The organism is Rhodomicrobium sp. Az07, from assembly GCF_018619475.1.
Classification (GTDB): domain Bacteria; phylum Pseudomonadota; class Alphaproteobacteria; order Rhizobiales; family Rhodomicrobiaceae; genus Rhodomicrobium.
This window is the reverse complement of the sequence record NZ_JAHFZG010000006.1, coordinates 165,743-179,067: the sequence shown is the minus strand read 5'-3', so window position 1 is coordinate 179,067 and position 13,325 is coordinate 165,743. Positions and strand designations below refer to the sequence as shown.

Genomic DNA, 13,325 nt, shown 5'->3' with positions numbered 1-13,325 from the left:
TTCTCTCACGCCTCGTCAACGGCTGGCCGATGCGCAAAATCGATGAACTCATGCCTTGGGCCTATGCCGCCAGCCAAAACGCTGATCCCATGGTCTGAGAACACCGCTAACAACTCTCCCGGGGTCGCGACGTGCCCTCTGTTACGGGCGACTCCGCCCAAAAGAGTGCGATGAGCATCTTTCAATGTGCGAAGAGACAACGGCAACGTTTCGAGGCTTTCGATCGCTGCGCTTAACGCGCGCCTGTAGTTCGAAACCTCACGAGTGTCGGAAACGCCTGAATGTTCTGTCGCTCCTGCTTCCATGAGCAGAAGATCATCAATCGTCGTATATTGCCTTCCATACTCGACGAAGTTAACGCTTCGCGAGTTTGAAGTGGGCCGATAAGAATATAAGGATTTGGCAATACTCTACCAATGCCATTCAGCTCCCCCAGAAGTTGAGAGGCTTTCTCGAGGTGGACCGCCATAGCTCCCATATCCAACTTGGAAGGCGGCAAGTCGTTCGGGAGAAACGCCCATTGCTCTCTATCGGTTGGAACGAGAGTGCCTGAAGGAGAATGAGCAAACTCTTCGCGTTTCATGTCCGTTGGTCCGTGCCCGAGATAGAAAATCGTCTCCCGTGCCACTTCTAGCCGTCAGATTATAACAACTCCCCACTTTGTTATAATCCGGTCTCGGACGATTGTCATTCCTGCCGCCTATGCCGCGCCGCCGGCTTCCGTCTTGAGCCACGCCGCGCAGCACGCTTTCGCGAGGTCGCGCACGCGCAGGATGTAGCTTTGCCGCTCGGTCACGGAGATCACGCCGCGCGCGTCGAGCAGGTTGAAGATGTGGCTCGCCTTGATGCACTGGTCGTAGGCGGGCAGCACCTGCAAATGGCGCGCGCCGTCATCCTTCGGCTCGCCCGCCGCGAGAAGCGCCTTGCACTCCTTCTCGGCGTCGCGGAAGCGCTGGAGCAGGATTGCCGTGTCGGCGTATTCGAAATTGTGGCGCGAATATTCCTGCTCGGCCTGGCGGAAGACATCGCCGTAGAGCACGCGTTTGTCGTCGTCGCGCCCGTTGTAGTTGAGGTCGTAGATGCTGTCGACGCCCTGAATGTACATAGCCAGGCGCTCAAGCCCGTAGGTGAGTTCGCCCGCCACGGGATCGCAGTCGAAGCCGCCGACCTGCTGGAAATAAGTGAACTGCGACACTTCCATGCCGTCGCACCACACTTCCCAGCCGAGCCCCCACGCGCCGAGCGTCGGGCTTTCCCAGTCGTCCTCGACGAAGCGGATGTCATGCACGCGGGGATCGATGCCGAGGCGCACGAGGCTTTCGAGGTAAAGCTCCTGAATGTTCTCGGGCGACGGCTTCAGAATTACCTGAAACTGGTAATAGTGCTGGAGCCGGTTCGGGTTCTCGCCATAGCGCCCGTCCTTCGGCCGCCGCGACGGCTGCACGAAGGCGGCGTGCCACGGCTTCGGCCCGAGCGCGCGCAGCGTCGTGGCCGGGTGGAACGTGCCCGCGCCCACTTCCATGTCGTAGGGTTGCAGGATGACGCAGCCCTGCTCCGCCCAATAGTGCTGAAGCGTGAGGATCAGATCCTGAAAGGAGTGAGCGGGATCGAGCGCCGTTGCGGGCTTGACGTGTTTCATGGAATAGGAACCGATTGGTGCGATTTCAGCGCACGGTAGCCGCGCGGGATGCGGGGATCAAGCGCGCCGCGCCCCTTCACTGATGACAGGCGCAGCCGCGGCATTCCGACGGGCTGAAGCTGGCGAGCGCGCCGTCGCGCGCGGCTTGCGCGCATGGGGTTCCGGCACCGTCCGCATTCGCATGCGGAGCCACGCGCGACAGCAAACGCGTCATCGCGGCACTTCCGCAGGCGGGGCAGGGCGGAGTATCGCCGAAAGCGACGAGCATTTCCGTTTCCTTGCCGCAGTCGGGACATTGAAAGCTGTAAAGCGGCATTGCGCGATCTCCTCCGCCGTAAAGTCTGTTCATGGGAAGGTGCATAGCTTAGGCCGCTTGTAGAAGCAATTTTCTTACTCGTCAGCCAGCGCCGCCACGATTTTTGCCAGGCTGGCCAGAAACGCGTTGCGCTCGTCCTCGCCGAGCGCGCCCAGCGCCTTTTCGTTGAGCATATCGATTGCCTCGCGCACGGCGGGAAATTTTTCCAGCGCGAGCGGTGTCAGCGAGATCAGCATGCTTCGCCCGTCGTCGGGATCGGGCTCCCGGTGGATCAGCCCATCGCGCTCCATGCGTGAGAGCGTCGCCGCCATGGTCGGCTGCTCGATTGCGGCGAATTCCGTCAGCGCCTTTTGCGAAAGCGCTCCGCCGTTTCCCAAGGCGAAGAACATCGGCAAATGGCCCGTCGACAGCCCGAGAGGCTTGAGCCGGCGATCCATCTCGCGTGCGAAGAGCCGCGCCGCCCAGTTCGTCATATATCCGGCCGAAGCCGTGCGGTCGATATTATATAGCTTGCTATCTTTATCCGTCATGCGTTATATAGCACACTATGTTAATTCCAAAGCAAGGAGCTTTTCCCATGCGTACACCGCTTCGCCTCCTCCATGCCATCGCCGGATTCGTGGGCCTCGTCATCATTCTCCGCTTTCTGGGAACCACCGCTTATGCGGAGCTTTACGGCGACGCCGCCGCCATTCTGGCGGCGAAGTCCTGCATCGTCTGGCGTCTTCCGGTCCTGATCGTCGCGCTTGCCGTCGCGGGCGCAACCGGCTTCGCGCTCGCCGGACCTTCTCCGCGCGGGCTCGCAGCCCGCAAGCTTGCGGGCATGCGGGTCATTGCGGTGAACGGCATTTTTGTGCTGGTGCCCGCTGCCATATTCCTCTTCTGGAAGGCAGAGGCGGGCGAGTTCGACGCGACCTTCGCGGCGCTGCAAACGATCGAATTCATCGCCGGAGGCGTGAATATCGTGCTGATCGGCATGAGCTTCCGCGACGGCCTTCGCCTGACGGGCAGACTGCGGGGTCGCCCCGGCGTGCCCGCGCGCCGTTAAGTGCGGCCATGCGCTTGCGCTCCGGAGCAAGCGCCTCGCTCGCGTTCGCGGGCTGGATGCTGGGCCATCGCGTTCCAACAATCGAGCGCTGACGGCCCGAAAGGGAGGCCGCGACGCTACTCACGCAGTAACCTTGCGATCCGATTTGAGGGTAATGGTGGAGCCAATGAGATTCGAACTCACGACCTCTGCAGTGCGATTGCAGCGCTCTCCCAACTGAGCTATGGCCCCTTCGACGCTCATTTAGGCGCAGGCGCGCGCACCTGTCAAGGCGCGAGCCCGGCTTCAGGCAAACTTCTTCCACCCGCCGCTCTCGTCCTGCCGCCAGTAGCTGACGGGCCGCCCCACCGCCTTCGCACCGCGCCATTCCTCGCGCGCGATGGCCTTCGCCTCGTCGTCGGCATCGTCGAAAAGCCGGATGACGCGGACAAAACGCTCCGGCTCGGTTTCGCGCGCCGCTTCGAGCAGAAACAGGACGTCCGCGCTATTCGGGTTGGCGTCATCGACGGTGAGGAACACGGGCTGGCGGTCGGCGTGGCCATCGCGCGCTGTACCGTGCGGGAGAAATGAGTCCTCGCGCCAGGTCCAGAGCGCGGTGTCGATGGCGTCGAGCCGCTCCGCGCTTGAGAAGCGCAAGGACGCGCGCCAGCCCCGCGCCAGCGTCTTCTCGACCAGAACCGGCAGCACCGCCTGAAGCGGTTGCCGCTCCAGATGATAAAACCAGAACTCGGGGCGCGCATCCGCCCCGCCGCCGTCGCTCATTTTCTGCCGGGCCTACCGCCCTCGTCGACATAAGGATTATTCGTCTTGCGCACATGCAGGCGGACGGGCGACGGCCCAAGCCCGAAAGACTTCTTCAGGTCGTTGACGAGGTAGCGCAGATAGGAATCGGGCAGCGCCTCGGGCCGCGACGAGAACACGATGAATGTCGGCGGCCGCGCGTTCGACTGCGTGATGTAGCGCAGCTTGAGGCGGCGTCCCGCGACGGCGGGCGGCTGGTGCTTGTCGAGCGCGGTGGCGAACCAGCGATTGAGCGCGGCGGTCGAGATGCGCTTGTTCCACGCCTCATTCACCTTGAACGCGGCATCCATCACCTTGTCGAGGCCGCGCCCGGAGATCGCGCTGACCGGCACGAGCGGCGCGCCCGCAAGCTGCGGCAGGATACGCTCGGCGGATTTCCTGAGTTCGGCGAGGTAAGCCTGCGGCTCGGGCACGAGATCCCACTTGTTGACCGCGAAGACGAGACCGCGCCCCTCGCGTTCCACGAGGTCGGCAATGGTGAGATCCTGCTTGTCGAGCGGCGATTGGGCGTCCAGCAACAGCACCACGATTTCGGCGAAACGGATGGCGCGCAGCGCGTCGCCGACGGCGAGCGTCTCCGAGCGCACGGTGATTCGCGCCTTGCGGCGCAGGCCCGCCGTATCGTAGAGCCGCACCTTTCGGCCGCGCCATTGGAAATCGGCTGCGATCGCGTCACGCGTGAGGCCCGCTTCGGGGCCGGTGATCATGCGTTCCTCGCCGAGAAGCGCGTTCACGAGCGTGGACTTGCCCGCGTTCGGGCGCCCCGCGATGGCGAGCTTCAAGGGCCGCGCGCGCGCCTGCTCCTCGGTGAGTTCGTCGTCTTCGGGCTCCGGCTCGTCGCCGCGCGCCGCCGCGATTTCGTCGAGCCTGTTCGCCACCTCCGCCATGAGGTCGCCTAGGCCCATATTGTGCTCGGCTGAAACGGGCAGAGGCTCGCCAAGGCCGAGTTCGTAGGAGCCGTAGAAACCCGCGTCCGAAGCGCGGCTCTCGCTCTTGTTCGCCACGAGAATGAACGGCTTGCCGGAACTGCGTACAAGGTCGGCGATGCCGCGATCCACCGAGGTCAGTTCCGCCTTCGCGTCGATCACGAACAGGATGAGATCCGATTCCGCGATGGCCTGCTCGGACTGTTCGCGCATGCGCGCCGCGATGCTGCCCGGCTCCGCGTCTTCGAGGCCAGCGGTGTCGGTGAGCACCGCGTCGCGGCGGTCGATGCGGATCTGCGTTTCCTTGCGGTCGCGCGTCAGGCCGGGCAAATCGTCGACGAGCGCGAGCCTTTTGCCGGCGACCCGGTTGAAGAGCGTGGATTTACCGACGTTGGGCCGGCCTATGATGGCGACGGTGTAAGCCATCGATGTGACTGCCTCGAAGAGTTGACCATGTAAAGCTGCGCATGCGCGCGCTGATCGTCAACGTCATAGCATGTCATGCGACACCGGCAGGATAATTTTGCGGCGGAAAAGAGAGCGATTCGGCCCTGTGCCGACATCGATTCGAGCCGCGTGGGGTGGGGCGGAGCGGTCCGCCTCGCCGAAGCGGGCACCTAGTGGTCCGATTCCGCCATTTGCTTACCTTTGCAGCACCCTCGCAAGCAAATGCCGGAATCAAGGGACCACCTAGCAAACCCTTGATTCTAGTGGAGCTTCTGAATTTGACATTTGAGCGAGAGCTTCAGCAACCGGGACTCAAATGTCAAATTCGCTCCACTAGTGGTCCGATTCCGGCATTTGCTTACCTTTGCAGCACCCTCGCAAGCAAATGCCGGAATCAAGGGACCACTAGCAAACCCTTGATTCTAGTGGAGCTTCTGAATTTGACATTTGAGCGAGAGCTTTCTGCAACCGGGACTCAAATGTCAAATTCGCTCCACTAGTTCATTGCGATGAGTTCAGCCTTGTCGGTCAGCACGAAGAGCCAGCCGTTCGCAACGACAGGTGAGATCATGACCGGCGAGCCGAGATTGGCCTGCGTCTGGATTTGCCCGTTCGCGGCGTCGACTCCCGCAAACAGCCCCTTCGACGAGGCAAGCCAAAGCTTGCCGCCTGCGAGCACCGGCCCGCTCCAGCGCCCGTCGCCGGGGAGCTGCGCAACCCACCGCGCCTTGCCGTCCTTGCGGTTCAGCGCGATCAGCTTGCCCGTCGTGTCGACCACGAAAACGGTGTCGCCCGCCACCCACGGCGTCTGCGAACCTCGGATGTCGCGCGTCCAGATGCGCTGGCCCTTGTCCCTGGACGTGGCGATCAACTGCCCGGCCCGACTCATCGCGAACAGCATGTCGCGATCCACCACGGGGCGCGCCGCCTCGCCGATGGCTGCCGACGAATTCGTGATGTCGGTCTTCGAAAGCATCTCCGTCCATTTCGGCTCGCCGGTCTTCACGTCGATGGCGGTAATTTCGCCGGAAGGAAACGGCACGAAGACGAGGTTGCCGGAAACGGCCGGGCTCGCGCTCGTCAGCACGGCCGCGTTTTCGGGCAGGCCCTTCTGCGTCCACAGTTCCGAGCCGTCATTCGCACTGAGACAGTAAAGCTCGCTCTCGGCATTGACGATATAGACACGCCCATCGGCGGCTGTCGGAGCTTCGCGAATGGGAATCAGGATCTTCTTCGTCCAGATGGGCGATCCGGTTCCCGCGTCGAGCGCAAGCACCGTGCCGAAGCCGGTGGCTACGAAAATCTTGCCGCTGTCGGCCGCAAGCCCGCCGCCGAAGCCGGCGCGCGAGTGGTTGTTGCTGTTGAACGGCCGGAAAATGTCGAACTCGGCCTTTTCATCGGGCACGGTGCTCATTCTCCAGACAGTTCCGCCGTTCTCCATCGAGATGGCGCGAACGGTGCCTTCGGCGTCGAGCGTATAAACCTTGCCGTCATAGACGATCGGGATGGCTGTCAGCCGCATGCGCTTCGACGAACCTTCACCCGCCGAGGCAGTCCACGCGGTACGCATATTCTGGCCGAAGGCGAGATGGCCCGGAGCGTTCGTTGGAACGCCGCCCGGTTGGCTCCAGGACGCGTTCATGACGGCTGGGGGCAGCGAGACCGGGCTTGCGACCTCGGCAGCGGCGATGCTCCCCTTATCCTCGACACCGCCGAGAACGGACACGCGCTTGCCGGGCAGCTTCTCTTCCTTCTTGTCGAAGACAGACGTGACCGAGGAGATGCTCGGCATGCTCGGCTCGCCCAAACCTATCGACTCGCACCCGCCGAGGAGCAGGGCGGCCGATAAAACACTGACGGATGAAACAAGCAAAAACCGACGGCCGTAACGCGCGCTATTGTGTTTTTGCTTCATTCGCTCCGTCCTTTGTCCCCGTTTGTCCGGCTTGTGCCGCCTTCGGCTGATCGAAGAGAAGCGCCAGCATGATCTGCGCACGCTGCCGCATTCCCGCAGGCGCAGCACCATCGCTTGCGATCTCGCCGAAAATGCGTTCGGCTTCCTCGCGCTTGCCTTCCTTGAACGCGGCAATGCCGAGAACGTCCTTGGCGGCGAATCGCCATTCGCTCGTTCCCGAACGATAGGGCGCAAGGGTTTGCGACAGCGACTCGTAACTTTCCTTATCCACAGAGAGCGCCGCGATCTGCACGCGCGCAAAATCGCGGAGCGTTGCCGGCGCGTTGTCGTCGCTGGCGACACCGCGATAATCTTCGGCGGCCTGTTCGTACTTCTTCTGAGCCAGCGATTCGGCGGCCGCATGCAGACGCGCCAGAACGCGATAATTGCCGGGGCCGGAACCGGCGAGGTCCGCGAGCGCCTTCTCGGCCTCTGCCGCCTTGCCATCCTCGTGCAGTGTGATGGCGGTAACGAGCGCGTCGCCCCCACGGGCGGCATCCGCCGCGCGGCGCGCCTGATCCCACTTGTATCCACCGATGCCAGCGGCGATCACCAGCGCGGCGACGCCAAGATAGATGCCGTATTTCTTGAAGAAAAGCGCGGCCTGCTGGCGGCGGTGTTCCTCATTGACCTCGCGGATGAAGCTTTCGTCACTGCTCATGGCGTTTCTGCCTTCATTATGATGTCACCGTTTTGCAACAGATAGGGCAGCGCTCGCTCCAGTGGAAGCGGCTTTCGGCGCACGCCCTGTCGCAGCGGGACAAAGCGCGCGCTTCTCCACGAAAAAACTGCCGATCAGTTGGGCTTCGTTTTGGACATTTTCGTGACTCGCGGCTTCTCCCCCGCAGGCTTCGCCATGGCATAGACGTGGTCCTTCGCGGGGAATGCGCGCGCGCGCACCTCCGTCGCGTAATCCTTGACCGCGTCTTCGATGGCCGCGCCGAGTTCAGCAAACTTCTTGACGAATTTCGGCACCGTGGGCGAGAGGCCGAGCATGTCTTCGAGCACGAGAATCTGCCCGTCGCATTCCGCGGAAGCGCCGATGCCGATGGTCGGGATCGGGATGGCGCGGGTAATTTTCGCCGCGAGCAGCTCCGCCATGCCTTCGAGCACGACGGCGAACGCGCCCGCCTCGGCGACCGCCGCCGCGTCGGCCTCGATGGCGGCCCATTCCTCCTGCCTGCGACCTTGCGTCTTGAAGCCGCCCATCATGTTCACCGACTGCGGCGTCAGGCCTATATGCGCCATAACCGGAATGCCGCGCTGCGTGAGAAATGCGACCGTCTCCGCCATGCGCGCGCCGCCTTCCAGCTTCACCGCGCCGCAGCCCGTCTCCTTCATCACCCGCGCCGCGTTGCGAAACGCAATCGCCGGGCTTTCCTCGTAGGAGCCGAACGGCATGTCGACGACGACGAGCGCATGGCGGGAGCCGCGCACCACCGCCGCGCCGTGCATGATCATCATGTCGAGCGGAACCGGAACCGTCGTCTCAAGCCCGTGCATGACCATGCCGAGCGAATCGCCCACGAGCAGGAAATCCATGTGCGGATCGACGAGCCGGGCGGTATGCGCATGGTAGCAAGTCAGCGACACGATCTTGTCGCCGCCCTTTCTCGCGCGAATGTCCGGCGCCGTGACGCGGCGGATGACAGAATGCTGTGACATGTTGGTCCCCGAGAGTGACAGCCGTGAATAGCGGAAATGGGGTGCGCAGGAAATATGCAAGAGCGCGGCGCTTGCGAAAATTAACCGAGTTTCCGAAATAAGCTGGTGCTTGCTTCGGGTTTTAGGAAAAATCGTTACAAGTTAGAGTTATGTCTGGAGGGTTTCATGATCAGGCGCGTGTTTGCTGCGCTGGCGCTCTTCGCGGTGGCTGTCGGGTATCAGGCGACCGTCGAGGCGAAAGCCGTTCCTCTGTCGCAGGCATCGGGCCTTGCGAAAGCAATCGACGTCAGATCGTCGGTGATCAAGGTCGGCGAGGAATACGACTACCGTTATCGCTATAGCAACGCCCAGGGCTACGGCCATGGTTCGGGTTACGCCTACCGCTATGGCTATCCGCGTTACGAAAGGCCCCGCCGCGGCTGTGGCTGGGATTATCCGTGCGAACCCCGCCGGTCATATGGCAAGCGCTATTACAAGGGGGGAAATTCGCAGGTCTATATCAAGAACAACTACGGCACGGTGAACGTATATTCGAACGGCGAGCGTCGCTCCCATTCCAAATCCTATCGCTGGCGCCACGGTTATGACAAGAGTTCATACCGGTGCCGGGTTCGCGGCTGCGGCGGCGATTGCGGCGTGTCCTGCTGGTACAAGCGCGTGAGGACGGGCTATTGCGGCCATGGTTGCGAAACCTATCGCGAGCGCGTCCGATACGAAACCGGCTATCGCACGGTTGAATACCCCCGGTCGTACGCCTATCGGCACAGGCCCCGCTACGACGGCTACGGATATACGCGTTTCGAACGCCCGTATGACGACGATCGCGTGCCGCTTCGCCGTTTCGACGGCCCGCGTTACTGAAGCCGTACCGAACAAGCGTTTCACGGTCCCTCAGGGAGCAGCGTCGCGGCACCCCGCTCGCGGCGCTCGCTGTTGGGTAGCGCTGTCGGCGACCGATAAAGCCGCGGAAGAGAACCTGTCATTGCCGGGGGCGGCAACCTCTTGACGCCGTCCCCGCGCTTGCGGCTTCCGGTCCATGGCGGTGGCGGGCTCAATACATGTGGGTGTTCACCCGGTTGGTGAGGCAACACTCGAAAGTGAAGATTTCCGGCGTCGGCGGAGGCGGAACGAAGCGCGGGCTGCGATAGACCCAGTAGAGCCGCCTCGCGCGCGGCGGATTATAGACCGTTGCAGCATGCGCGCGTTTCGAGCGCCATCCCGACGCATCGGCCTCGTCGCGAATGCCGGGCGATGTCGCGGCAAGCAACACCCCAAAAAGCAGAAAACCGGCCGTTTTCGTCATAGCCTCGCGCCTCCCGGATCGCAGCCGTGGATTCGGCTGCGATCCGATCATAAACCGGAGGTCGTAAAGGTGCCGCGAATGAAGCCCGCCGCCCTGTCGCCCAGCGATTAACGGGTGCGGCGGGATGGCACCGCGTTTCGCCACGGTTGCGCAACTTGTGTACATGTGCCTTTCCAGAGTTTCGCGTGTTCTCCGCCTGTCGACTGGAAACAGCGACTCATGCCCTGATGGGCCAATCGATGGAGGACACATGAAGGTCTGGTCAAAGCCAGTCGCCGCCACAGTCGAGGCCGGTTTCGAAGTGACGCGATATCTTCCCTCGACGCTGGACGTCGCTGCGAAGCGCGCCTGTCCGAAGTAGGCCGGGCGTGTTCGTCAAGGTGCTCGGATCGGCGGCGGGCGGCGGCTTCCCGCAATGGAACTGCAACGCCCGCGTTTCGCGGCTCGCATGGGACGATCCGGCGCTTCGCCGAACGCAGTCGAGCCTTGCCGTATCGCCGGATGGCGAGCGCTTCGTGATCGTGAACACCTCTCCCGACCTGCGGACGCAAATCCTCGATAACCGCGAGTTGTGGCCGCGCCGCCGCGGCTCCTTGCGCAATTCGCCCATCGAGGCGATTTTCCTGACCAACGCCGATGTCGACGCCATCGCCGGCTTGCTCACCCTGCGGGAGCGTCAGCGGCTTCGGCTGTATGCGTCGGAAGCGGTGCTCGCCACCATCGGCGAAAACCGGGTTTTCGATGTACTGGCGCTCGATCTTGTAGAGCGCATCGCGGTCATGCCCGGAGAAAGGGTGACACCGCTCGACGGGCTCACATTCGAAGCCTTCGCCGTGCCCGGCAAGATCCCGCTCTATCGCGAGCAGGCGGACGAAGCCCCCGACACGGGGCTGATGTCCGGCGAAACCATCGGCCTTTGCATTTCGGGGCGCGACGGCGGAACGCTTTTTTATGTTCCGGGTTGCTCCTCCATCAACGAGGACCTGCTGGACCAAGTTGACGGCGCGGCCTGTCTTTTCTTCGACGGCACCGTTTATAATGACGGCGAACTCCGCGATGCGGATGTGGGGGATAAGACGGGCCGTCGCATGGGGCATGTGCCGATCATGGGGCCGGGAGGGTCGCTCAACGCGTTCGACCGCGCGAAAATCCGGCGCAAGATCTACATCCACATCAACACGACAAACCCCATCCTCGACCCGAACGGCGCTGCGGCCACGACCGTGCGCGAGGCGGGATGGGAGATCGCCGCCGACGGAATGAGCTTCACGCTTTAAAGCCGTGAGGCGGGCCCGGTTGCGTCGACTATACTCCGACGCAAAGGGATAAGAGCGACCGAGAGGGCGCTTTCAGGCCCCCCCTCACGCCGATTCGAACAAGCCGCCCGCCGAGCCCGCCTGAGCCTTCGCGGGCTGGGGGGCGGGTTGCGTGACGCCGAAGAACGAGAAAAGCCGGCGCTTGCGGCCATCGCGCTCCTGCTTCTCCTGCTTGCGCAGGTGCTGCGCAAGCGCCATGAACGGATTGGCGATGGCGCGGTCGTCGGTTTCGCCCTTCGCCACGCGATGCAGGATGACGCCGAGCGGCCGCCGCGTGCGAACCTCAACCGCGCCCATCACCATGACGGCGATGAACGGAAACAGACGCCGTAACGTCGCGGCATTGACCGGCAGCACGCGCGCGCGGTTTTCGACGATCTTCTGGAGGCGTGCCTCGCGCTCGAAAAGGAAGTCGAGGATGCGCTGGCCTTCCTTCGCGATCTGCGGGTGGCCGAAAATGCGTGGATCGTCGAGGAAGCGGTCGTAGCGGCGCGAACCGAGCAATTCGAGGATCGAAATGACTCCGTCCGGCGTTTGCGCGCGCTTTTCGATGGCCTTCGAGATCGGCGGAATGAAGTAGCGGAGCGTTTGTGCCATGACCTCGTCGCTGAAGCCGAACACCTGCCCCATATTGCTGAAAGCCCTCTTATTTTGAGCGCCTGCTATGATATGAAAAAGCTTCATGGCTCGCCTCGTACAGCCTGACCCACCCGAGGAAACGCACCTCCGGGCTTTCGAAAATCGCTCTACGCAGGACTGCCGTCACTCGCATCGCGGGAAGCGAGGCGAATCAACACTACCAATAGAAAGTGTACGGGATCGGAACCCGTCGCGCGAAGACCGTGCAAGATCCCGCCCGGGGAAAGCGGTCTAATCGACCACATCTGTTGCAGGAAAGCCTCAGTAACGCATTCCGGCTGCAACCGGCATTTGCATGCGACGCGGCTCGATTCTATGAGGTGGATGTGTCAGCGTCAGCGTGCAGAGCGCCGGGACACGGTCCGTCTGACCTCAGAACGACCACTCGCGAGACTTCTCGACGAGGAAGTCGCGGAAGGCGTTCACGCGCTTCGTGTCCTTCAGGTCGGCGGGATAGACGAAGTAGGTGTCGAAAACGGGCATCTCGGCTTCTTCGAGCACGTTGACGAGCCGCTGGTGATCCTTCGCAAGGTAGTCCGGCAGCACCGCGATGCCGATGCCTTGCAGCACGGCTTCACGCAGAGCCAAGAGACTGTTGATGCGCATCGACGGATCGCGAAGACTGCGGCCGTCGCGGCCCGCTGTCTCCAGCCAGTTCATTTCCTTGAAGGGGCTCGGCAACACGCCGCCATAAGTCAGAATGCGGTGGCGGTCCAGATCTTCCAGATTGCGTGGCCGACCGTTCCTTTTAACATAGTCCACCGAAGCGTAGACGTGGAAATGGGCGGTGAACAGTTTGCGCCGGACGAAATCCTGCTGCGAAGGCGGACCGAACCAGATGGCGACATCGGCTTCCCGCATTGTAAGGTTCAGCGTTTCGTCATCGAGGATGAGCTGGAGCTGGATGTCGGGATAGAGCTTCAAGAACTCGTTGAGGCGCGGCGTCAGCCAGCCCGTGCCGAGCGCCATGGTGGTCGTGACTTTCAACTGACCGTTGGGTTTGCCTCGACTATCGGCAAGCAGGATCTGGGTCGTGGCGAGCTTGGAAAAAACCTCCTGCGCCGTGCGATAGAGAAGTTCGCCCTGCTCGGTGAGAACAAGGCCGCGCGCATGTCGGTGGAAGAGCGGCACGTTGAGATCGCGTTCGAGCGAGGCGATATGCCTGCTCACGGCCGACTGGCTGATCGTCAGCGTCTCGCCCGCATGCGTGAAACTGCCAGCCTCCGCAGCGGCATGAAAAATCCTGAGCTTGTCCCAATCCATACGGAGGC

At 62.6% G+C, this 13,325-nt stretch carries 16 protein-coding genes and 1 tRNA gene; 4 read left to right on the top strand and 13 right to left on the bottom strand.

Annotated elements, in window-relative coordinates:
- Positions 1-232: 232 nt before the first annotated feature.
- From KKP04_RS15900 to KKP04_RS06745, 4 genes are all read right to left on the bottom strand, one after another.
- A complete protein-coding gene (locus tag KKP04_RS15900) occupies positions 233-469 on the bottom strand; it encodes a Fic/DOC family N-terminal domain-containing protein (RefSeq protein WP_371818725.1) in 237 nt (78 codons plus the stop codon).
- Positions 470-700: 231 nt separating this feature from the next.
- On the bottom strand, positions 701-1,639 hold the full coding sequence (locus tag KKP04_RS06755) for a glycine--tRNA ligase subunit alpha (RefSeq protein ID WP_215028296.1): 939 nt from the start codon (positions 1,637-1,639) through the stop codon (positions 701-703).
- 76 nt (positions 1,640-1,715) lie between these two features.
- A complete protein-coding gene (locus KKP04_RS06750; protein ID WP_215028294.1) occupies positions 1,716-1,955 on the bottom strand; it encodes a zinc ribbon domain-containing protein in 240 nt (79 codons plus the stop codon).
- A gap of 74 nt (positions 1,956-2,029) precedes the next feature.
- Positions 2,030-2,485: a MarR family winged helix-turn-helix transcriptional regulator gene (locus KKP04_RS06745; RefSeq protein ID WP_215028292.1), complete on the bottom strand. Its 456-nt coding sequence runs from the start codon at positions 2,483-2,485 to the stop codon at positions 2,030-2,032.
- Positions 2,486-2,532: 47 nt separating this feature from the next.
- Between KKP04_RS06745 and KKP04_RS06740 the strand changes: the two genes are divergently transcribed.
- Positions 2,533-3,003, top strand: a complete 471-nt coding sequence (locus tag KKP04_RS06740; protein WP_215028290.1) for a hypothetical protein — start codon at positions 2,533-2,535, stop codon at positions 3,001-3,003.
- A 155-nt stretch (positions 3,004-3,158) separates the two neighbouring features.
- On the opposite strand, the gene KKP04_RS06735 is transcribed toward KKP04_RS06740, so the two are convergent.
- From KKP04_RS06735 to panB, 6 genes are all read right to left on the bottom strand, one after another.
- A tRNA-Ala gene (locus KKP04_RS06735) sits at positions 3,159-3,234 on the bottom strand.
- 54 nt (positions 3,235-3,288) lie between these two features.
- Entirely contained in the window at positions 3,289-3,765 is a 477-nt protein-coding gene (locus tag KKP04_RS06730) for a DNA polymerase III subunit chi (RefSeq protein WP_215028288.1), read from the bottom strand.
- A complete protein-coding gene (der, locus tag KKP04_RS06725) occupies positions 3,762-5,156 on the bottom strand; it encodes a ribosome biogenesis GTPase Der (protein ID WP_215028286.1) in 1,395 nt (464 codons plus the stop codon). The genes KKP04_RS06730 and der overlap by 4 nt, the downstream gene beginning before the upstream one ends.
- Before the next feature lie 517 nt (positions 5,157-5,673).
- Positions 5,674-6,969, bottom strand: coding sequence for a PQQ-binding-like beta-propeller repeat protein (locus KKP04_RS06720; protein WP_215028284.1), 1,296 nt, complete (start codon positions 6,967-6,969; stop codon positions 5,674-5,676).
- A gap of 103 nt (positions 6,970-7,072) precedes the next feature.
- Positions 7,073-7,792, bottom strand: coding sequence for a tetratricopeptide repeat protein (locus tag KKP04_RS06715; protein WP_215028283.1), 720 nt, complete (start codon positions 7,790-7,792; stop codon positions 7,073-7,075).
- 134 nt (positions 7,793-7,926) lie between these two features.
- The gene (panB, locus tag KKP04_RS06710) at positions 7,927-8,796 is read right to left on the bottom strand and encodes a 3-methyl-2-oxobutanoate hydroxymethyltransferase (protein ID WP_215028282.1); all 870 of its coding nucleotides are present in this window, start codon (positions 8,794-8,796) and stop codon (positions 7,927-7,929) included.
- 165 nt (positions 8,797-8,961) lie between these two features.
- On the opposite strand from panB, the gene KKP04_RS06705 reads away from it, so the two are divergent.
- The gene (locus KKP04_RS06705; protein ID WP_215028281.1) at positions 8,962-9,657 is read left to right on the top strand and encodes a hypothetical protein; all 696 of its coding nucleotides are present in this window, start codon (positions 8,962-8,964) and stop codon (positions 9,655-9,657) included.
- A gap of 190 nt (positions 9,658-9,847) precedes the next feature.
- On the opposite strand, the gene KKP04_RS06700 is transcribed toward KKP04_RS06705, so the two are convergent.
- A complete protein-coding gene (locus KKP04_RS06700; protein ID WP_215028276.1) occupies positions 9,848-10,099 on the bottom strand; it encodes a hypothetical protein in 252 nt (83 codons plus the stop codon).
- Between the two features lie 250 nt (positions 10,100-10,349).
- On the opposite strand from KKP04_RS06700, the gene KKP04_RS06695 reads away from it, so the two are divergent.
- A complete protein-coding gene (locus tag KKP04_RS06695) occupies positions 10,350-10,460 on the top strand; it encodes a pyrroloquinoline quinone precursor peptide PqqA (RefSeq protein ID WP_215028274.1) in 111 nt (36 codons plus the stop codon).
- 7 nt (positions 10,461-10,467) lie between these two features.
- Positions 10,468-11,376, top strand: a complete 909-nt coding sequence (gene pqqB / locus KKP04_RS06690) for a pyrroloquinoline quinone biosynthesis protein PqqB (protein ID WP_215028272.1) — start codon at positions 10,468-10,470, stop codon at positions 11,374-11,376.
- 84 nt (positions 11,377-11,460) lie between these two features.
- Here pqqB and KKP04_RS06685 read toward each other — a convergent pair whose 3' ends face one another.
- Entirely contained in the window at positions 11,461-12,099 is a 639-nt protein-coding gene (locus tag KKP04_RS06685) for a DUF937 domain-containing protein (RefSeq protein WP_215028270.1), read from the bottom strand.
- Between the two features lie 327 nt (positions 12,100-12,426).
- Positions 12,427-13,317 carry a LysR family transcriptional regulator gene (locus tag KKP04_RS06680; protein WP_215028319.1) on the bottom strand — a complete coding sequence of 297 codons (891 nt, stop codon included), beginning with the start codon at positions 13,315-13,317 and terminating at the stop codon, positions 12,427-12,429.
- Between the last annotated feature and the right edge of the window lie 8 nt (positions 13,318-13,325).